This window comes from Nonomuraea sp. NPDC005730 (assembly GCF_040630865.1).
GTDB lineage: Bacteria > Actinomycetota > Actinomycetes > Streptosporangiales > Streptosporangiaceae > Nonomuraea.
This window is the reverse complement of record NZ_JBEXYK010000009.1, coordinates 170,501-189,834: the sequence shown is the minus strand read 5'-3', so window position 1 is coordinate 189,834 and position 19,334 is coordinate 170,501. Positions and strand designations below refer to the sequence as shown.

Genomic DNA, 19,334 nt, shown 5'->3' with positions numbered 1-19,334 from the left:
CCGGATTGGCCGGAGACGGTCGGGCGCTTCGGAGTACTCGGCGCGGGCCTGTCCGGTTGTTGCTCCGGCCTGGTCGTGGGCCTCTTGGCCTGTTCGCCCCACCGCTTGGTTTGCGACGTTTGAACAAGGCGCGCCGAGCGCGGCTGTGCTGCAGCGGGTATCGGCTAGAGGCGTGTCGCGGTGCGGACGAGGTCGGCGACGGCCTTGGATCTGCTGTGCGGCGGCCAGGCGATGACGGTCGTGACGGCCGGTGCGTCCGGCACCGGCACGATGGCGTGGTCGTCGCGTAGCTGGTCTCGGAGCGACTCGGGTACGACGGCGCAGGCCAGTCCGAGCGCGATCAGTTGGAACAGTTGGGTATGGTCGCGCACCTGCGGGCCGGGGCCGTCCGGAAAGCTGCCATCCCGTCCGGGCCAGCGTGGCAGGGGCAGGTTCGTCAGGGTGTTGACCTCGGCCAACGGCACATGCGCCCGGTTGGCGAGGGGATGCCCCTTGGGCAGGACCACGACCTGCTGTTCGGTGTGCAGATCCTCGGTGTCGAGTCCGGCTGTCGTGTCGTAAGGCCGGTGGAGCAGGGCAACGTCGGCACGCCCGGTGCGCAGCAGGCTTTCCGGCTCGCCCGGCCCGCACAGCATCACCTCGACGGCCACGGCGCCCGGTTCGGCGGCGTAGGCGTGCAGAAGCTTCGACAACAGTTCCCTGGACGCGCCGGCCTTGGTGGCCAGGACCACTCCGGGCTGGTCAGCCGCGGCGCGGCGGGTACGGCGCTCGGCGGCTTCGACCGCGTCGAGCGCGAGCCGGGCCTCCCGGAGCAGCACCGACCCGGCCTCGGTCAAGGCGACGGCGCGAGCGGTGCGGTGCAGCAGAACGACTCCGAGGCGGCGTTCCAGTTGCTGGATCGCCCGCGACAGTGGTGGTTGCGCCATCGCGAGCCGTTGTGCCGCCCGCCCGAAGTGCAACTCCTCGGCCACGGCGACGAAGTATCGCAACTCCCGCGTCTCCACCAGCTCATCGTATCCGGCGCTGACCACGACCAATACCCGTGCGGTATCGCCGCTCACCTGACCGGTCTTGGACGCCCCACCCGGGTCGGCAACATGATCGACGGCATGAGTGAACGGACGATCGCGCTGGTGACCGGCGCGAACAAGGGAATCGGATACGAGATCGCCGCCGGCCTGGGCGCCCTTGGCTGGCGAGTCGGTGTGGGCGCGAGGGATCAACAACGCCGCGACACCGCGGTGGAGAAGCTGCGCGCGGCCGGGACCGATGCGTTCGGCGTGCCGCTCGACGTCACCGACGACGAAAGCGTCGCCGCCGCGGCCGAACTGATCGCCGGCCATGCCGGAGGGCTTGACGTCCTGGTCAACAATGCCGCGATCACCGGCGGTATGCCACAGACACCGACCACGGTCGAGCCCGCGACCGTGCGAGCTGTCGTGGAGACCAACGTGATCGGCGTCATCCGCGTCACCAACGCGATGCTGCCGATGCTGCGCGACTCGGCATCACCGCGGATCGTCAACATGTCCAGCAGCGTCGGTTCGCTTGCCCTGCAGACCACGCCGGGCATCGACATGGGCCCGGTTCCCGCCGCCTACTTGGCCTCGAAGACCTTCCTCAACGCCCTCACCGTCCAATACGCCAAGGAACTGCGCGACACCAACATCCTGATCAACTCCGGCTGCCCCGGCTTCACCGCCACCGACCTCAACGGCTTCCAAGGCGTCCGCACACCACAACAGGGCGCGGCCATCGCGATTCACCTCGCAACCCTGCCCGACGACGGACCGACCGGCGAATTCTTCGACGACGCCGGAACGGTGCCCTGGTGACAGCCCACACCAGCACGAACCATTCCCGTTCTGGACGTCAGCCGCGCATCGCGCGTCACAGGAGAAGCAAGGCAATGACAAAGGCTGTCAGATACGACGAGTTCGGGGGAATCGAGGTGTTGCGGGTCGACGAGGTCGACCGGCCAGTGCCCGAGAGCGGGCAGGTCCTCGTACGGGTCAAGGCCGCAGGCATCAACCCCGGCGAGGCGGCCATACGCACCGGCGCGATGGCCGACATCTTTCCCTCGACCTTTCCGTCCGGGCAGGGCAGCGACCTCGCCGGAGTCGTCGCCGAGGTCGGCGCCGGAGTCGACCGATTCGTGGTCGGTGACGAGGTGATCGGGTTCTCCGAGCGGCGGGCAGCACAGGCCGAGCCGGTCCTGGTCGACGTCGACAACCTCACCCCCAAGCCGGACGGCATCTCATGGGAGGTAGCGGGCGGCCTGTACGTCGCCGGCGTGACCGCGTGGAGGGCAGTGCATTCCATACAACTCGACGTCGGGGAGACCGTCGTCATCTCCGCGGCAGCCGGAGGAGTCGGCTCGCTCGCCGTTCAGCTCGCGCGCCGTGCCGGAGCCACGGTCATCGGCCTGGCGAGCGAGCACAACCATGAGTGGCTGCGAAGCCACGGCGTGATCCCGGTCGCATACGGTGACGGCGTCATCGACCGGATCAGGGCCGCCGCACCGGGCGGCATCGATGCCTTCATCGACGCCTACGGCGGCGGGTACGTCGAAATGGCCCTTGGCCTCGGCGTCGCGGTCGAGCGGATCGACACCATCGCCGATTTCGCGGCAGCCGCGAGGTACGGGGTCAAGACCGAACCCGGAACCAACGCCAGGCCGGGCGCCGAGGTACTGGCCGAACTGGCCGCCCTGATCGCCGACGGACACCTCGAAGTCCCGATCGCCGGCGTCTACCCGCTGACGCAGGTCCGCCAGGCCTACACCGAACTCGAACGCCGACACACCCACGGCAAGATCGTGCTCAGCCCCTGACCGTCACCATGCAACGCAGCGCGCTCAAGGGGGGCAGACCAAGTACGAGAGAAAGGACAGTCGTCCACTCCCACCTCGGCACCTGCACCTTCGCCATGCCCGACCTCGCGCCGGACGCCATCCGCGACCTGAATGCCGCCGAGGACGACTCCGGCCAGGTGGCAGCACGACGCCCTGGATCCGATCTGCCTGAAGGCCATCGAGGATAAGGCCGGCGGCAAGCTCGCCATCGAGGACCGACCCGCCCTGCTCACCTTCCAGGACGTCGACCGGCTCGGCCGGCCCTCCTGGAAGGACTGATCGTCCTCGACGACCTGTTCCAGCAAGGCGTCGGCGTCAAGGTCCTCGTAGCCGCTGCCGAGGGCGAACCTTACCGACCAGGCCCCGACTCCCTGAGGGGTGAGCTGAATCAAGAAAGGGTCCTGGGGGCGTTGCGTCAGTTCCCGTACTGCTTGGTGTCCGAGCAGGATCAGCTCCTCGGTGGGCGTGTCGACGTCCTTCGTCATCGACTTCCTCCGGCCGCCGGCGGGATGTTGTGGTTGAAGCGGAACATGTTGCCGGGGTCGTGGGTCGTCTTGACGGCGACCAGTCGCTCGTACGCCTCCGGTGTGAACGCCTGGCGCACGTCCTCCGGGTCGGTGTGGGAGACGCCCGCCATGAAGTTGAGCGTGCGCATCCCGCTGTTCCATGGGGCGAGGGTCTGGATGACCCGGTCGTGCCCGGCGTATACGGCCTCGTCCTCGCCGATGCCGAGGACACCGGCGGAGTACAGCTGGAACTGGGCGGTGGTGCGCGCGACCGCGTTCGGTAGGCGCGGCGGCCGGGCGAGGGCGCCGCCGAGATGACGGATCTCGATGCCGACCGCGCTGTTCGACCCGGGGCCCACCAGCGCCAGGATCGCCTCGACGGCGTCATGGTCGAGGTGGGTGAGCTGAAAGTTGTTGATGTGGTACGAACCGGGCGTCGGCGGATCGTTGTGGATGGTGCCGACCTCGGTGTACGGGATGTCGGTGACCGTGTCGAGCAGCGGCGTGGCGATCTCGCGCAGCGGCTTGACGAGCCGGGCACCGTCCTGCGGCGAGCCGAGGTAGCTCAGGCGCAGGTGCATGGCGAAACGCCCGCGCAACTCCTCGGGGACCTCGGGCACATCGGGCCAGGGCATCATGAAGAAGGAGGAGCTGAGCTCGTCGGGCACCTCGGTGACCCATGTGCGGTAGAAGTGCAGCACGTCACGGATCGACTCGGCCGGGAAGTACAGACCGCCGCCGTAGATCCGCGACACCTCCACCAGTTCCACCTCAAGTGAGGTGACCACGCCGAAGTTGCCCTTGCCGCCGCGCAGCGCCCAGAACAGGTCGGTGTTCTCCTCCTCCGAGGCGGTGCGCAGTTCGCCGTCGGCGGTGACGACCTCGATGGAGCGGACGTGGTCGGCGGCGTAACCGTAGCGGCGGGACAGGACGCCGATGCCGCCGCCCAACGTGTAGGAGACGGCGCCGACGAACGGCGCCGAGCCGTTCAGCGGGGCCAGGCCGTGTCGGGCGGCGGACTGGATGACCTCCCGCCACAGCACGCCCGCCTCCAGCCGCACGGTGCGGCGCTCGGGGTCGACCCGGTGGCCGTCCATGCGCCGCGTGGAGATGAGCACGGCCCCGTCGGCGGGTAGCCCCACACCGTGGCCGGTGGCCTGCACGGCGACGCCCAGGCCGTGGTCGCGGGCGAAGCGCACCGCGGCCACCACGTCGTCGGCGCCCGCCGCGCCGACGATGACGGCCGGATGATGTACGACGGAGCGGTCGAAGCCCTCCGCCTCCTCGGCGTACCCCGGGTCGCCGGGGAGGAAGACCGGGCCCCTGACGCTGTCGGCGAGTCCCATCACCGTCCCGGCGGTCCGGGTGGGGCCACCCGCCGGCTGGGTCTGCTCGATCACTGGCATGTCCTCACGTGTCGTCGTTCAGGTGGCGCGTCGGCCGGTCCAGGTCAGCCGGTGGTGAACTCGAAGGTCGGGTTCCGCCGGGCCCCCACCCGCTCCAGCGCCTCGGCCAGCAGGTGGACCTGGTCCAGGGAACTGCTGACCGGGTAGAGCACCAGGTCGTCGACGCCCGCGTCCGACAAAGCGATCAGCTCCTTGAGCAGGCGCTCGTCGGAGTCGAGCGAGTCGGCGCGGACCGGCTCGTAGTACGGCGACTCCTTGGAGCCGTAGTAGTGAGCCACGTACTCGTCGGTGAGCTGGACGGCCCCGGAACCGCAGCAGAAGTAGCGGCCGGTGAGGATGTGCGGCTTGCCGGGCCGCTCAGCCGTGGCCCATGCCTCGGTGGCGCCCTGCACGCCGTTCACCAGCAGGTCCAGGCTCAGCGTCGGCGCCACCCAGCCGTCGCCGAAGCGGGCGGCGCGGGCATAGCCCGCGGGGATCAGGCCACCGATGAGCAGCTTCGGACGGCCCTTGCCGGGCAGCGGGGTGGGGCCGGAGACGCTGGTGACCTCCCCGTCCCAGACCCGGCGCATTTCGGTCAGGGTGTCGTCGAAGATCTTGCCGTGGCCCTTTTCGGGGGCACCGCTGAGGGCGAAGTCGTCCGGCCAGCCCCCGATGCCCAGCCCCGCCGTGAGCCGGCCCTCCGAGATCAGGTCGATGGTGGCGAGCTGCTTGGCGAACAGGATCGGGTTGCCCCGCCATCCGACGTTCAGCACGCTGGTGAACAGCTGGACGCGCTCGGTCACCGCCGCGGCGATGCCGAGGGAGACCAGCGGGTCCAGGATGTCGTAGACCAGGCGGTCGATGGATCCCAGGGAGTGGAAGCCGAGGCGCTCGCTGTCCTCCGCCCACTGCTTGACCTCCCGCGCAGGACGTCCGGGAACGGCGATCGGCAGACCAATTCCAATATTCACGAGCACTCCGTCTCAACCAGGATCTCACTACGGGCACGACGTCCTCATGCGCCCACCGAGGCGCACAGCCGTGACGATATTCAGCAAGATCGGCGTCGGTCTTGTACGGATCGGACACGCCCCGGGGATCTCCCACCTGACCGCCGCCGAAATCGCGGCCATGAGTGAGGTGTCGACGGGTTGTCCTGTGGCGCGGACGCGGTAGGTGTCCTCGACAGCGGCGCAGCTGCACCGTCCAGCAGGTCGCCGACCGGCTCGACGTCAGCCGCGCCACGATCTACCGCCACCTCGATCCCGACAAGCCGGTCATGGCGTAGGAGGGCCACGGCGCTGCCCACGGTCACCTGCTACGGCGGCAAGGCCGAGCCGGCCGACAAGATCGCGCGCGGCCCCGGACAGGTGGAGATCACGCGGTCGGCCGGACGAGCCGGCGACCTCGGCGGGGTGGTAGCGGATGCGGTGCCCGCAGGGTTCGGTTGATCGCCACCTCAGGAGTCGAGCACGGCGGCGATGGCTTCGATCTCCACGAGTTGATCTTCATAACCCAGCACCGTGACGCCCATCAATGTGCTGGGAACGTCGTGATCACCGAAGAAGGCCCGGACCACCTCCCAGGCCGCCCCCAGGTCCTGCTGCCTGCTGGACGCCACGAGAACCCTGGTGCTGATGATGTCGTGCAGGGATGCGCCGGAGTCCGTCAGGGCGGTCTGCATGTTTTCGAGGGCCTTCGCTGCCTGACCTGCGTAGTCTCCGACCGCCGCCGTGGATCCATCCTTGTTCAGCGGGCAGGCTCCGGCCAGGAAGATCAGGCGGGCTCCGGCGGGAGCAGTGGCCGCGTAGGCGTACTCGGCGACGTCAGACAAAGAGGACGAGCGGATCAACGTAACTGCACGGCCCATGGTCGTTTCCCTTCGACTCAGGCGAGAATGCGGCCCACCATGTCAAAGGATCTTTCGTTACGCCACAGGTTTCTGTCCCGGGAGCCTTGCCGCTGAGCTGGTTGTTCAGCCAGTTCGGTCGGTCGGGGGGCTCAACGTGGTGGAATCCGCCAGCGGCCCCCAAGGCCGCGGCGGGTCGGCCCACAGGAGGGTGCAGGTTACGGACAGTTCCGAACCATGCACCTAACGCATGTCAAGGTGCTGAGGGTATTGCCGAAGCGTCCCGTTATAGCCACCTTGAGCACTCTTGTCGCGCCCTTCACCTTGACGTTTGGATCACCTTGGAGACAAGCGCGGAGCGTCACCCGGGCCGCCGCCTGTCATGCCCGGCCCAGTCCTCTCATAGCGCGCAGGTCATCGGCCTGCCGCTGTTGCCGCCAAGAGAAGGAGTCGCGACCTTGACCATGCTGACCTACACCCTCATCACGGACCCGGCACCCTTGGCGGCGTCAGCGGCCGGGCGGCAGTCCAGGTCCACCGGGACGGTGTACCTGCTCGTCACGAACACCGGGCAGACGGCGTACTGCACGATCAAGGTGACGGTTCCCGTCGGCACCGGCGCCGGCCACCTCACCGACGACTTCACCACGATCACCCCCAAAGGCGAGCACACCGACATCAAGACCGGCCACGCCCGTCCAGTGACCGTCCAGGCGCAGAGCTCCGCATTCCAGGTCAGCGATCAGGGCAGCGCAATCAGTTTCGGTCCCGGTGACTACATGGTGGTGACGCTGGAGAACGTCACTGTCGCCCCCGAACCCGGGCTGGCCGTGCTGCGGGTGACCGAGGCCGCCGGCAGAAGCAAGAATGGGGGCCTGCGCAACAGTGACACGGCGGTGGCGGTGGTGAAGACGGCGCCGAAGGAGATACCGGCGCCGCACGGCTTCCTCGCGGACAACGTCGTGGTGGACTCCGGAACGAAGGTCACGCTGAACTGGGAGGGATCCGACGACTTCACATACGAGATCCTGTTCCCGGGTGGCCGGAAGCCCGTTCCCAAGGTCAAGCACGCCGGCTCGCACGGCCCGTACTCCTTGGTGCTGGACGACGCCCCGGAGCGCGACACCACCTACACCCTCATCGCCACCTCCGGCACCCGGCGGCACACCTTCACCACCACCGTTCAGGTGCGCAATCCCGTCCTGCGAACCCTCACCGCCATCGATGGCGTCACCACCCCGCGGTTGGAGGGATCGACCAAGGGCGACGGAAGCATCACCTTCCTCCCGGGCGGGGTGAAAGTCTGGAGCACCGGCAACTCCAACGACCCGGGCACCGTGTTCGCCGACAAGGCCGACGTCAACGGCGTCAACACCACATGGGTGCAGGGCAGAAGCACCGACGACGGACGGATCGCCTTCCCCAGGTCTGGGCTGCAGGTGTACCAGGGCGGGACGGACACCACCAGTGGTGTTGTGTACGCCGACTCCGTACGCGCGAAGGACGCCCCCTACGGTCAGGGTGGCGGGTGGATCAACCTCCACGAGGAAGGGATGACCGTTTACCTGTCAAAGAACGGGAGTAACGGACTTGGCAGCGTGACGGCCCGCGACTTCAACCGCTGACCTCGCCACCGCTCAAGAGACAACCCCCACACGAGAGTGGCCGGCGTCATCTGCGGAAGTCGAAGCCTGGCTCGACCGACGTCTCGCCATACGCTGCCGTCGTGTCCCGGTACCGGCAGGGCCGGGTGTAGAGCACCTTGCCGGATCTCAGGACCGAGTGCAGGAAATGGTGGCGTTCGCTGCCGTGCTGATCGAGGGCCTCGGTGGTGACGATGTGAAGGTCGATGGGGATGACGGAATCCCCAGACAAGGCATGAGGTCAGAGCGGCGAGGCCGTCGTCGTCCAAGGCCGGGACGAGGTCGTCCTGGTCGAGGCGGAAGGTGTCGGTGCTCGTCGTACCTGGGGACGCCGCGGTCGGTCCGCAGGGTGATCTGGGTGGCGTGCAGCCGCCAGCTCAGGCAGAAGGCGCTGCCGGGGGCCGTCGAGTCGCAGCCGAGCGCGAGGGCGGGACCGAACCCGGAACGCGAGGAGCGGAGCGGGAGCGGAATGGTCAGACTCGCGCTGCCCAGAAGGGCGTTGGCCGGAATTTCTCCCCCAGGCCGCGGACGGCGCCGCCGCCCTCGGGCAGGCTCAACGCCGGGGGCAGCGGTTTGTTCCGGTCGCCGGTCGACGATCCTGGAACGCTCCCCGTCATCGGAGGTGGATGCCACGAACTGGCGTATTTGGCATTCCGGACATATCTTCCTCGCAGGGTGCGTTCGTGTGCCGCCCTGAGGCGAGCGCTATTGCGACGGATCCAACCAGGTGAAGTCCGGGCGGATGTGCCGTTCGATGAGATCCTGGCCGGTTGAGCTCAGATCGAACATCGCCGACAGGTCCGGTTCGGTGCCCGGCGTCGTCCAGCAGGACTCCAGGCTGGTCAGCAGGCCGCTCAGAGTGCGCCGGAACTCCAGCGACAGATCCGGATCCGCCGTCGAGGGCATGAAGTCGTGCACGTCCGGCAGGGTGATCGGCGCGCCAGTGAAACTCCACACCCCATCGACCTTGACCAGCCGCTTCTGGACGAACAGCTCCTTGAACAGGTAGTAGTGCGCATGCTTCGTCCCCGCGCTGGTGGGGACGTCGGGCGAGCCGGGAACGCCTTCCCCTTCGCGCTTGATCCGGTCGATCGTCTCGATCGCGTCGTAGACGGTCCGGATCGGCGGCGCGAGGGGGACCTCCACCGCGAGCGCGTCCTGGTCGATCGCCGGCTCGGTCTCCTGGAACGTCTCGATGATCGTGTCGTAGAAGGCGCCGATCGTCGGCGGCGGCGGCGTGTCCCGGCGGGCGACCGGAGGAAAGTCCGGATGCTCGATCTGCATGAACACCGCAAGCTGGTCCTTGTTCAGCGGCTTGAGATCGACCGGTCGCTCCTGCGCGATGCCGCCGGGCAACTCGTTCGCCGGGTAGACGGGCAGGAAGTCCGCGTGGGCGATCGACGGCGTGCCACCTACCGCGGTCAGCAGGTTGCCCGCCAGCGCGAAATGGTGCATCTCCTGGATCACCACCTGGTGGACGACGTTCCGGGTGTGGTCCGGATCGTGCCGGACCGACCACTCGGCGCACAGATACGGCGGGATCGTGGCGAACTCCAGCCGCATCGCGAGTTGCAGAGCGCCTTTGAGGTCGTCCGGCGAGAGAATTCGCGTCTCGACGTACTCCCTGAGCGTCTTCATGGGAAAAGTCCCCGTAGTCATCGGCCTCATCGCACAACGCCACTCTCGGTTCACCGGGGCCGCGCACATTCGCCGGTCCCGGCGCCGCGTCCGCATTTTTCTCAGACGCCGGGATCTTTCCCGGGTTCATTCGGGCTCATGCGTCAGCGTTGTTTTGCCGAACCGGGACAGGCCGGGGTGCTTCGTCAGCCGAACACCGCGGCGTTCCGGGCCGCCCAGTCGGCGTAGGTGTGCGGCGCGTCGCCGGTCACCTCCCGCACGACCGGTGACACGTCCGCGGCCCTGCCGACGAACGAGGCGAACAGCGTGAGCATCGAGTCCACGACCGCCGCGGGGGTGTGCGCGACCATCTGCTCGCGGGCCTGCTCGGGAGACAGTTCCTCCAGACGCAGGTCGCGGCCCAGGACCTCGCCGAGGATCCGTACCCGCTCGGCCGTCGTCAGCGAGGCGGGACCGCTCAGCTCATAGGCCCTGCCCGCGTGCCCGTCGTCGAGCAGTGTCCGCGCGGCCACCGCGGCGATGTCACGTTCGTCGATCGGCGCGGTGGCCGCCTCGGCGAACGGGGCGCGCACCACGCCGCCGTTCTTGACGCCGGGCGCCCACCGCAGGTCGTTCGCCATGAACGCGCCAGGACGCAGGAACGTCCACGGCAGCCCCGACCCGGCCACGGCCCGCTCGTACTCGGCATGGGCGCTGCCCAGCACGCCGGCCTGCTTCATGGTCACCGCCAGCGCGGACAGCAGCACCACGTGCCCGAGGCCGGCCCTCGCGGCCTCGCGCAGGAAGCCGTCCACCTGGCCGGCGGCCGGGAGCAGGAACGCGCGGTCCGCCCCCCGCAACGCGGCCCGCAGGTCCTCCGCCCGCGACATGTCGGCTCTGACCACCTCCACGCCGTCGGGCAGGCCGGCCCGCTCGGGGTGCCGGCTGATCGCCCGGACCTGCTCGCCTGCTCCGAGCAGCAGATCCACCAGATGACGCCCGACGTTACCCGTGGCGCCTGTCACCAGAATCAACGTCTACCTCACTTCGGATATCCGAACTGTTTGGATATGAGGACTGTAACCTGTGACCGTGATGGACCCCATTTCGCCCCCGCGACTGCCACGGCCCGAGGAGGTCAGGGAAGCCCTCGGCTTCGTACCCCTGGTGGAGGCGTACTTCCGGCGAGCCCAGGCCGAGATGCCGGACCGGCTGCGGGAGATCTTCCGCAGCAACGGCCTCACCGGGAGGCATGGCGCGGTCATCCCGCAGCTGACCGTCGAGTCGTCGCTCAGCGTGAGCGAGCTGGCCGACAGGATGGGCATGTCACTGCCGACCGCGAGCGAGCTGGTCGGCGACCTCAGCCGGGCCGGCCTGGTCGAACGCCGGGAGGATCCGGCCGACCGCCGCCGCACCCTGGTGTCGCTGGCCCCTGATCATCGGGCGATGGTCGAGGGATTCGTCGCCCTGCGTGCCGCGCCGCTGCTGCGCGTTCTGGACAACCTCTCGCCGTCGGACCGGCAGGGGTTCGTGGCGGGGCTGATCGCGTGGGCGCACGAGGTGCGCAACTGGTGACGTACGGTCCGGCGCCGCGACTCAGGACGCCCGGTCGGCGGCGGGACCGCGCCCCTGCGCCATGAGGGGGAGGGGGCGCGCAGCGGGTGGCGAGGCCGTCCAGGAGGCAGTCGAGGCCGAACGCGAAGCGCCGCTCGCTCTCGCGTCCGACGTCGATCTCGCCGGTGGCGGCCATCCGGCCGGCCGGCGTCGGGTGGCGTTCGGCGGCCTGGCGCAGGTACTCGGCCGCCTGCTCGTCCCAGCCGGACCCGGTCCCGCTCATGCGGGCCGGCGTGTCGCGCCGGGCGACCTCCGCGATGACCGCGCCGACCACGTGGTCGTTGACGGCGGCCATGGCGGCGTCGAGGTCGGAGCCGGCGAACCCGGCGCGCTCCAGCAGGCGCGAGCCGGTCTCGGGGGTCTTCTCTCGAACGTGTCCGCAAAGTAGCTCTGTGATAGATCACGGTCGCGGTTCGTGATCGTCACAAGTGAGGCAAACCGGGCGGTAGCGGTTCGTGGACGTTCGACGGTGGGTCTCGATCTCGGGGACCGGTCGGACGAGGGAGCGCGCTGGTGCGTCGGGAGTGGGAACCGGAAGAGCCCATCGCAGCCTGGACGTTAGCGCGCTGGGATTTCGCGAGGCGACCCGGGCCGATGAGGAGGCCCTGATCGAATGGTTGGCCAGCGACAGTCGTGCTTCGCGCTGGTGCTGGCGTTGAAGTGCTTTCAGAAGATGGCGCGTTTCCCGTCCCCGGACGAGATCCCCGAGGTGGTGATTGACCACGTTCGGCGCTGTCTGGAGTTGGCCGAGGACATCTGGCCGGATCACGGCTCCTCTCGCAGTGCGAAGGCGCATCGCAAGCTGGTGCGCCAGCGTCAGGGCGACGTCGCCGAACCCGAGGCTGCTCCCGTGAAGCGTCAGTTGGCGCTGGCGCGTGGGATTCCATCACGATAGGACCTTGAATGTCGAAAGACGTCGATCCCACCTCATTGGCTGGAACCGGCGGCCGCCGGGCGGCAGCCTGTCACCCATGATTGCTCGTGACATCGACCGGATCGACCACTCCGTCCTGTACACCACCGACATGGACGCCACCGCGGCGACCTACGAGGCGCTGGGCTTCACGCTCAGCCCGCTGTCCATGCACGTGGGCTCCGACCGCCCCGGCGGCGAGCGAAGGCCGATGGGTGCCGGCAACCGGTGCGCCCTGTTCGGCCGCACCTACCTGGAATTGCTCGGCCTCTACGGGGACGGCTCGGTCGACCCCTGGAACATCCGCCCGCTCATCGCCCAGTACGAGGGCCTGCACGGGTACTCTTTCGGCTGTACCGACATCGAAACCGCCGAAAAGCGCCTGCGCGCGACCGGCTTGTCCTCCTCCGGTGTGCTGCCGCTGCAGCGGGATGTGGACACCCCTGACGGTGTGGAGAGCGCCCGCTTTCAGGCGGTCCACCTCGACCGGGCGCTCACACCCGAAGGGCTGATCCACGCCGCGTACCACCTGACCCCTGAACTGATCCACCAGCCGCGCTACCTGGAGCACGCCAACGGCGCCATCGGCCTGTACAGTGTGCTGCTCGTGGTGGACGAGGCCGACCTGGAGCCCACCGTCGCCCGCTACGCCCTCATCCTTGACACCGAACCGGTGATCGAGGGACCAGTGCACGTGCTGCCGCTGCCGCTGGGCCGGGTGGAGGTCGTCGCGGTGTCCGCCTTCCGCGCGATGATGCCCGGCGAGCCGGTGCCCGCGTTGCCGTACATGGCCGGGCAGGCCGTGTCGGTACGGGACGTACAGGCGGCCCGCGACCTGGTGGAGGGCAACGGGTTCACCACAAGGGACATGCCCGGCGGGTTCTTCGTCGGGGCCGCCCAGGCCCGCGGCGCCGCGCTGGCCTTCCTGGAGGTGTGACCGGTGACCGACCTGATCCACGCACCCGCCGGGGCGCTGCGCGGCGTCCCCGCGGGCGGCGCGGTCACCGCCTTTCTTGGGATCCCGTACGCTCGCGCCGAGCGGTTCGCCGCGCCGCAGCCGACGCGGTGGAACGGCGTGCTGGATGCCGTCCGGCCGGGCCTGGCGGCCCCGCAGCCGCGCACGTCCCGGCTCGAACGCGTCCTCGGCCCCGGCAGCGAACTTCCCCAGGGTGAGGACTGCCTGTCACTCAGTGCGTGGACACCGGGCGGCAGCGGGTTGCCGGTCCTGGTGTGGCTGCACGGTGGCGGCTTCCTGACCGGTTCCGGCGCCCAAGCCTGGTACGACGGCGCGCTGCTGGCAGAACGCGGCCGGATGGTGGTCGTCACCGTCAACTACCGGCTGGGAGCCCTGGGCTACCTGTACCTGACGCCGCAGTTCGCCCCGGCCAACCTCGGGCTGCTCGACCAGATCGCCGCCCTACGCTGGGTGAGGGAGAACATTTCGGCGTTCGGCGGTGACCCGGCTCGCATCACGCTGGCCGGCCAGTCCTCCGGAGCGCTGTCCGCACTGGCCCTGTCCGGCCATTCCGCGGGCCGTGACCTGTTCCGGCAAGTCCTCCTGCAAAGCACACCGGCCGGCGTACAGCCGTACAGTCTCGGCGAGGCCGCCGAGATCGGTCAGATCCTCCTGGACGCCCTCAAGCTGCGCCCGAGTGACGCCGAACGGCTGCGCACCCTACCGCTCGCCGACCTGCTCGCCGGCCAGGAGCAGATCGCCCGCCGCACCGCGCAGCTCACGGGGGTGACGCCGCCCTTCCAACTGGTCGCCGCCGACGGCGTGCCGGCCGACCTGACCACCAGTCCCCAGGAGGAGGTGCCCATGCTGATCGGCACCACCCAGGACGAGGCCCGGGCCTTCTTCCCCCAAGCTGAGGCCGAGCTCACCGCGCGGCTGTTCCGCGACGGCAGCCTGCGCCTGGCCGGGCGAGCCCGCTCGGCCCACCTCTACCAGTTCGACTGGTCACCGCCGGGCAGCCCGTTCGGCGCCTGCCACTGCATCGAACTGCCGTTCGTCTTCGGCAATCTGCCAGCCTGGCATGCCTCCCCGATGCTGGCCGGCGCCGAGCCTGCTCGGCTTGAGCAGCTCGTGGCGCACGTGCAGGGCGCCTGGACGGCTTTCGTCCACGACGGCTCGCCCGGCTGGCCCGCCTTCTCTCACGTCGAGCACATCACGCCAACCTGACCACGGTGATCGCCCCTGTCCTGGACGAGCTCGATCGCGCCATCGTCCACGCCCTGCACGTGGACGGCCGCGCCCCCTTCAGCCGTATCGCGTCGGTGCTGAAGGTGTCCGACCAGACAGTGGCACGCCGCTACCACAGGCTCCGCTCCGCAGGGCTGCTGCAGGTGATCGGTCAGGTCCAGGCGCGACGGCTGGGCTGGGCGGAGTGGTTCGTCCGGATCCAGGTCGTACCCGATGCGGCCGTCCCCATCGCCGAGGCGCTGGCCCGCCGAGCGGACACCTCCTGGGTCAGCCTCACCTCCGGCGGCACCCAGATCGTCTGCGTGGTGCGGGCACGCAGCTTCCGCGAGCGCGATGCGCTGCTGCTGGGCCAGTTGCCCCGCACACCGCGGGTGGTCGGGGTGACGGCGCACTGCCTGCTGCGGGTCTTCGCCGGCGGCCCCACCGGCTGGCACGGCAGAGCCGACTCGCTCACGCGCGAGCAGATCGCCGCGCTCGCCCCGCAGCACGCACCAGGGGCTCAGCGTGAGCGGGTCGTCCTGGACGAAGGCGATGAGCATCTGCTGGGGGTCCTGGCTCGGGACGGTCGCGCCGGATATCCGGAGTTGGCCCGTGCCACCGGCTGGTCTCCGGCAACGGCCAAGCGCAGGCTGGACCATCTGCGCGACTGCGGCGTGCTGTTCTTCGACGTGGACATCGACCCTCTGCTCCTGGGCTTCGAGATGGTCGCAATCCTCTGGCTGACCGTCGAGCCCTCCGCCCTGCGCCGCACAGCCCAGGCGGTGGCCGCGCATCCCGAGGTCGCCTTTGCCGCCGCCACCACCGGCCCGACCAACCTGCTGTTGTTCGTCGCCTGCCGCGACGCTGGCGCGCTTTACGGCTACCTCGAGGGCGGCATCGGCAGCCTGCCGGGAGTGCGGCACATCGAAAGTGCCCCGGTCATCCGAGACAGCAAACGAGCCGGAACAGCCAGACCAGGAACGTAGCCAGCGGCACGGGCCCACCGAACGTCGCTATCCACCAGGCCGCTCATGTACGTGATAGTGATCTGTCATCACGTACATGAGCGATCACGGCGGTATGGCGACCAGGACAACTCCCCGCCGGAACGGTGCGCGACTCCGGCACGTTATCCGATACATCGCCCGGACCGGCTCAGCGAGCATCACCCGGCGGCCAGCATGAGCGCCGCGCCGAAGATCACCGCCCTTCGCGGTGGGGGCGTCAGCCTCGCCGCGGCGGCCGACGCCTTCCTGGCTGGCCTGGTGTCAGACCAAGAAGCGCTGGGCGGCGCCCTCGGCCCCGGCTGAGGCCGAACGCCGCAAGGAGAGCGCCGACGAGACCCGCGCGGTCGCCAGGACCACGATCCACCGGCTGCTGTCCCGCCGCGACATCCCGCTGCGCGAGAAGACGCTGTGGCGGATGCTGTATGAGACCGCCGCCCGGGCGGCGGAGATCCTGGCGCCGAACGTCGAAGATCTCGACCTGGAGCACCGGCGCGCCCCCGTCCGCTCCAAGGGCGGCGCCATCGAATGGGTGTACTGGGACAGCGGCACCGCCGACCTGCTACCCCGGCTCCTCCGCCTCCCGGACGGCAGCACGCGCACCCACGGTCCACTGGAACCCGGCCAACGCCGACCTGTTCTACGGCAAGGCCGGCACCATCGGCGGCACCGACCGGGAGAACCAGGAGGTGTCCATGATCGCCCTTCACCTGCTGCACTTTGTGCGCTCCTGCGGCTCGGGCCAGTTGACAGGTGGCCAGCCCGGCCCGTGGGGGAACCGAGCAGCCGCTCTGCGGCGGGGCGCTCGCCGTCCGGTCCCGGTGCATGCCAGGCTCCCATCACGCGGTCTCCCTTGTGCGACTGGGCTGGGAGACCAAGGCAACCTTCGCGGCGTGCTGTGCGTGTATGGGGTCATGATTTCGAAGGGCGTTCAGTGACGCCGCATACGGACGGGTTCACGGAGTTCGTGGCCGCCCGCAGTACAAGCCTGATGCGCACGGCGTACCTGACCTGCGGTTCGCTTGAGGAAGCCGAAGACTTGCTGCAGACCGCGCTGGAGCGGGCGTGCTTGCGTTGGGACAGGCTGTGCCGTGGCGGCGACCCCGAGCCCTACATCCGGCGGATCATCGTCAATCTGGCGATCAGCCGGGCGCGGCGGCTGGCCATCGTGCGATTGATTCCGACGCACACCCCTCCCGAACTGCCCACCGCGCGGGAGGACATCGAGTTACGGCACATCGTCGTAGACGGGTTGCGGGCGTTGCCGCCCCGGCAGCGGGCTGTGGTGGTGCTCAGGTTCTGGGATGACATGACCGAGGCCCAGACCGCGAAGATGCTCGGCTGCTCCGTCGGCACGGTCAAGAGCCAGACGTCCAAGGCGCTGAAACGCCTGCGGGCGCTGCTGGGTGAGGAGGTGGCGAACAGTGCGCGGTATTGAGGAACGACTACGCCAGGGAATGACCGACGCGACCCGGCCAGTGCGGGGAGCGCCGGAGCTGGCCGTACGGGTGACGGCCCGGGTGGCGCTGCGCAGAAGGCGGCGCAAACTTGCGGCGAGCATCGCTGCGGCCGCCGCCGTGCTGGTGGTGATCGGCGTCGTGTCGCCGTACATCGTCACCCGGCCTGACCCGGTCGCCACCTCCCCGGAACTGGAGGGTGTGCGGATCGGCTACATCCCGGAGGGGCTGGGTGCCCCGCAACGCCTGCGGGCGCAGGAGAAAGACGTCGAAGGAGGGATCCGGCTGCGCGGTGAGGCGCTGAGATGGCAGGCCGGCGGCGATTTCGCCCAGGTTTCGGCCTACCGCACGGACGGTGTCATACGCGACGCGTTGGATATTCTCGCCCTGAACATGGTCGACTCACCGGTCGAACCGCGATCCGTCGACGGTCCAGTGCTGTCAGGCGACGGCACCAGCGCCATGTGGGTCGCCGACCACCGCCTTGTACTGAAAGTCGCGGTCTCGGCGGCCCTGAAGGGCGAGCGCGACCGGATCATCGACGGGCTGCGGGTGACGGGCTGGAATCCCGCCTTCGCCGGACTACGCGTCACATACATGCCGGCCGGCATGTGGGCCGTGGGGACGGCGGGCACGAATCTTGAGGCGCTTGCCCGGCTCTGGCAGGGCGAGTCCGGTCGGCGCGTCTCCGTCGAGGTCGTATACGGCCGGGCCGCGGCGACGCTTGCGAAGTTGCGTGCCGCCGAACCGCCGAAGGAGTCGCTGACTGATATACGTCCGGCCTCGGTGCATGGCCAGCCGGCCTACGCGGGAGCCACCGGACAGGCAGGCCGGGTGTTGCTGTGGCTGGTCAAGCCGGGAATCGGCGTGCGGGTCAGGGGGGACCACCTGCCGGAGGGGGACCTGGTACGGATCGCCGAGGGCATCCAGTCGCCTCCCGAAGGCCAGGGCGAGTCCGTCGACGGCATCGCGATCTCCTTCAATGATCCGAATTTGCGGTCGGGTCCTGTGGAGACCGTCATGGCACCACGCTGGCGTTCCACCACCCGGCGGTGGATTGGCCCGGACGGCGAAGACACCGTCACTGTCTCCATCCAGCGTGGGGCGGCGGTTCCGAGCGCCACCTGGTGGAGCAGCGTGTCCAGAGGCGAGCCGGAGTCGGCGACCATCGCCGGGGTGCAGGGGAAACTGCTCGACACGGGGGCCTCCACGCGCACCCGGAAGTTCGCCTGGACTCCAGAGTTCGGCCTGGCCATCGTGGTCACCGCCCCCGCGCGTGATCTGCGGCGAATCGTGAAAGGTATCGCGGCGCCATGACGCTGAACCCCTGCCAGCTTCAAAGACCTCTGCGACTGATGGCGCGATCAGGGCTGGCTCGCCAGCGACCCGCTGCGCCGCCTGCGCCGCCGCTCCCGCACCCCGGACCGCTCAAGGCCCTGGATCGGGGCCAGGTCGAGGCACTGCTGACCCACCAGAGCCGGACCCTGCGGGAACGAGCCCTGTTTCGGCTGCTGTATGAGTCAGCGGCCCGGGCGGAGGAGGCCCTGGCCCTCGACGTCGACGACCTCGACCTGCGCAACCGGCGCGCCAAGGTACGGCGCAAGGGTGGCGCGCTCGACGTCATCGTCTGGCGCACCGCCACCGCCAGGCTGCTGCCCCGCCTGCTCAACGCCCGCCGCGCCGGGGCCGCCGAGCTGTTCGAGAGGGCCACCGCGGAGCTGCCCGGAGGCCCGAATACGCTGCACCAGTTGCGCCACAGCGCCCTGACCCACGCCGCCGGAGATGGCGCCAACACCTCTACCCTGCTCGCCTACTCCGGCCACACCTCGGTCACCTCGCTGGTCCGCTACGCTCGCGTCTCGCCTGAGGCGCTAGCCCGCTGGCAGGAAGGACGCGACCCGGCGTCTCGTCGGGGTTGACCGAGCGCAGCGTCACGGAAATCCCGCTGCGCTACTTGGCGGCCGGGGACACGGTCGGGAGAAGACCTCCATCTCGGCCAGGGCGAGCGCGTTCGGGCCGAGGCTGGGCCTGACGGTCAGCTCGGACAGGGCCCACCGGTGGCACAGCAGCATGGCGCGGTTGCTGCGGGCCAGCGCCGCCAGGGCGTCCCGCCAGCCGGACGTGCCGGAGCCGGCGCGCACCTCGGACAGCACGCGGTCGAGGGCCAGCTCCAGCAGGTCGTCCTTGGTGCGGACGTACCAGTACAGCGACCCGGCGGTCACCCCCAGCTCGGTGGCGACGCGGCGCATCGACAGCCCGCGGTGACCCTCGGCGTCGAGGACGGCGACCGCCACGTCGACGATCCGCTCG

22 protein-coding genes and 1 pseudogene are annotated in these 19,334 nt (G+C 69.4%); 14 read left to right on the top strand and 9 right to left on the bottom strand.

Annotated elements, in window-relative coordinates; translation table 11 throughout:
* Window positions 1–164: 164 nt before the first annotated feature.
* Window positions 165–1,061, bottom strand: coding sequence for a LysR family transcriptional regulator (locus ABZ444_RS15160; RefSeq protein WP_357996155.1), 897 nt, complete (start codon window positions 1,059–1,061; stop codon window positions 165–167).
* Window positions 1,062–1,097: 36 nt separating this feature from the next.
* Here ABZ444_RS15160 and ABZ444_RS15155 point away from each other — a divergent pair, with 36 nt between their 5' ends.
* The 3 genes from ABZ444_RS15155 to ABZ444_RS15145 all read left to right on the top strand — a co-directional run bounded on the left by ABZ444_RS15155 (window position 1,098) and on the right by ABZ444_RS15145 (window position 3,133).
* Window positions 1,098–1,835: an SDR family oxidoreductase gene (locus tag ABZ444_RS15155; protein ID WP_357996152.1), complete on the top strand. Its 738-nt coding sequence runs from the start codon at window positions 1,098–1,100 to the stop codon at window positions 1,833–1,835.
* 116 nt (window positions 1,836–1,951) lie between these two features.
* Window positions 1,952–2,833 (top strand): NADP-dependent oxidoreductase, encoded by an 882-nt coding sequence (locus tag ABZ444_RS15150; RefSeq protein ID WP_357996149.1) that lies wholly within the window; start codon window positions 1,952–1,954, stop codon window positions 2,831–2,833.
* A 132-nt stretch (window positions 2,834–2,965) separates the two neighbouring features.
* Window positions 2,966–3,133, top strand: coding sequence for a hypothetical protein (locus ABZ444_RS15145; protein ID WP_357996143.1), 168 nt, complete (start codon window positions 2,966–2,968; stop codon window positions 3,131–3,133).
* Between the two features lie 202 nt (window positions 3,134–3,335).
* Here the strand turns inward: ABZ444_RS15145 and ABZ444_RS15140 are convergent, their stop codons facing one another.
* Window positions 3,336–4,760 carry an FAD-binding oxidoreductase gene (locus ABZ444_RS15140; RefSeq protein ID WP_357996140.1) on the bottom strand — a complete coding sequence of 475 codons (1,425 nt, stop codon included), beginning with the start codon at window positions 4,758–4,760 and terminating at the stop codon, window positions 3,336–3,338.
* A 50-nt stretch (window positions 4,761–4,810) separates the two neighbouring features.
* Window positions 4,811–5,716 carry an LLM class flavin-dependent oxidoreductase gene (locus tag ABZ444_RS15135; protein WP_357996137.1) on the bottom strand — a complete coding sequence of 302 codons (906 nt, stop codon included), beginning with the start codon at window positions 5,714–5,716 and terminating at the stop codon, window positions 4,811–4,813.
* A gap of 164 nt (window positions 5,717–5,880) precedes the next feature.
* On the opposite strand from ABZ444_RS15135, the gene ABZ444_RS15130 reads away from it, so the two are divergent.
* Entirely contained in the window at window positions 5,881–6,033 is a 153-nt protein-coding gene (locus ABZ444_RS15130; protein WP_357996134.1) for a helix-turn-helix domain-containing protein, read from the top strand.
* Between the two features lie 171 nt (window positions 6,034–6,204).
* Here ABZ444_RS15130 and ABZ444_RS15125 read toward each other — a convergent pair whose 3' ends face one another.
* On the bottom strand, window positions 6,205–6,615 hold the full coding sequence (locus ABZ444_RS15125; RefSeq protein WP_357996131.1) for a Rid family hydrolase: 411 nt from the start codon (window positions 6,613–6,615) through the stop codon (window positions 6,205–6,207).
* A gap of 524 nt (window positions 6,616–7,139) precedes the next feature.
* On the opposite strand from ABZ444_RS15125, the gene ABZ444_RS15120 reads away from it, so the two are divergent.
* On the top strand, window positions 7,140–8,219 hold the full coding sequence (locus ABZ444_RS15120) for a hypothetical protein (RefSeq protein ID WP_357996128.1): 1,080 nt from the start codon (window positions 7,140–7,142) through the stop codon (window positions 8,217–8,219).
* Window positions 8,220–8,366: 147 nt separating this feature from the next.
* Here ABZ444_RS15120 and ABZ444_RS15115 read toward each other — a convergent pair whose 3' ends face one another.
* The 3 genes from ABZ444_RS15115 to ABZ444_RS15105 form a co-directional block, all read right to left on the bottom strand.
* A complete protein-coding gene (locus ABZ444_RS15115; protein ID WP_357996125.1) occupies window positions 8,367–8,870 on the bottom strand; it encodes a SpvB/TcaC N-terminal domain-containing protein in 504 nt (167 codons plus the stop codon).
* Between the two features lie 72 nt (window positions 8,871–8,942).
* Window positions 8,943–9,944 carry a ferritin-like protein gene (locus tag ABZ444_RS15110; protein WP_357996121.1) on the bottom strand — a complete coding sequence of 334 codons (1,002 nt, stop codon included), beginning with the start codon at window positions 9,942–9,944 and terminating at the stop codon, window positions 8,943–8,945.
* Between the two features lie 116 nt (window positions 9,945–10,060).
* Complete coding sequence (locus ABZ444_RS15105) at window positions 10,061–10,879, bottom strand: NAD(P)H-binding protein (RefSeq protein WP_357996118.1); 819 nt, start codon at window positions 10,877–10,879, stop codon at window positions 10,061–10,063.
* A gap of 70 nt (window positions 10,880–10,949) precedes the next feature.
* On the opposite strand from ABZ444_RS15105, the gene ABZ444_RS15100 reads away from it, so the two are divergent.
* Window positions 10,950–11,429 (top strand): MarR family transcriptional regulator, encoded by a 480-nt coding sequence (locus ABZ444_RS15100; protein WP_357996228.1) that lies wholly within the window; start codon window positions 10,950–10,952, stop codon window positions 11,427–11,429.
* Between the two features lie 97 nt (window positions 11,430–11,526).
* On the opposite strand, the pseudogene ABZ444_RS15095 reads toward ABZ444_RS15100, so the two are convergent.
* Window positions 11,527–11,865: pseudogene (locus ABZ444_RS15095) on the bottom strand (TetR/AcrR family transcriptional regulator C-terminal domain-containing protein); the annotation flags it as partial.
* Window positions 11,866–12,081: 216 nt separating this feature from the next.
* On the opposite strand from ABZ444_RS15095, the gene ABZ444_RS15090 reads away from it, so the two are divergent.
* From ABZ444_RS15090 to ABZ444_RS15055, 8 genes are all read left to right on the top strand, one after another.
* A complete protein-coding gene (locus ABZ444_RS15090; protein ID WP_357996115.1) occupies window positions 12,082–12,363 on the top strand; it encodes a DUF4158 domain-containing protein in 282 nt (93 codons plus the stop codon).
* A 76-nt stretch (window positions 12,364–12,439) separates the two neighbouring features.
* Window positions 12,440–13,318, top strand: a complete 879-nt coding sequence (locus ABZ444_RS15085) for a VOC family protein (RefSeq protein WP_357996112.1) — start codon at window positions 12,440–12,442, stop codon at window positions 13,316–13,318.
* A gap of 3 nt (window positions 13,319–13,321) precedes the next feature.
* Entirely contained in the window at window positions 13,322–14,563 is a 1,242-nt protein-coding gene (locus ABZ444_RS15080; RefSeq protein ID WP_357996109.1) for a carboxylesterase family protein, read from the top strand.
* A gap of 5 nt (window positions 14,564–14,568) precedes the next feature.
* Window positions 14,569–15,549: an Lrp/AsnC family transcriptional regulator gene (locus ABZ444_RS15075; protein WP_357996106.1), complete on the top strand. Its 981-nt coding sequence runs from the start codon at window positions 14,569–14,571 to the stop codon at window positions 15,547–15,549.
* Window positions 15,550–15,594: 45 nt separating this feature from the next.
* A complete protein-coding gene (locus tag ABZ444_RS15070) occupies window positions 15,595–15,873 on the top strand; it encodes a hypothetical protein (RefSeq protein WP_357996103.1) in 279 nt (92 codons plus the stop codon).
* Window positions 15,874–16,501: 628 nt separating this feature from the next.
* Window positions 16,502–17,005: a SigE family RNA polymerase sigma factor gene (locus tag ABZ444_RS15065; protein ID WP_357996100.1), complete on the top strand. Its 504-nt coding sequence runs from the start codon at window positions 16,502–16,504 to the stop codon at window positions 17,003–17,005.
* Window positions 16,992–18,341 carry a hypothetical protein gene (locus ABZ444_RS15060; protein ID WP_357996097.1) on the top strand — a complete coding sequence of 450 codons (1,350 nt, stop codon included), beginning with the start codon at window positions 16,992–16,994 and terminating at the stop codon, window positions 18,339–18,341. The genes ABZ444_RS15065 and ABZ444_RS15060 overlap by 14 nt, the downstream gene beginning before the upstream one ends.
* Window positions 18,342–18,379: 38 nt before the next feature.
* Window positions 18,380–18,943 (top strand): tyrosine-type recombinase/integrase, encoded by a 564-nt coding sequence (locus ABZ444_RS15055; RefSeq protein WP_357996094.1) that lies wholly within the window; start codon window positions 18,380–18,382, stop codon window positions 18,941–18,943.
* Between the two features lie 12 nt (window positions 18,944–18,955).
* Here the strand turns inward: ABZ444_RS15055 and ABZ444_RS15050 are convergent, their stop codons facing one another.
* On the bottom strand, window positions 18,956–19,318 hold the full coding sequence (locus ABZ444_RS15050; RefSeq protein ID WP_357996091.1) for a TetR/AcrR family transcriptional regulator: 363 nt from the start codon (window positions 19,316–19,318) through the stop codon (window positions 18,956–18,958).
* Between the last annotated feature and the right edge of the window lie 16 nt (window positions 19,319–19,334).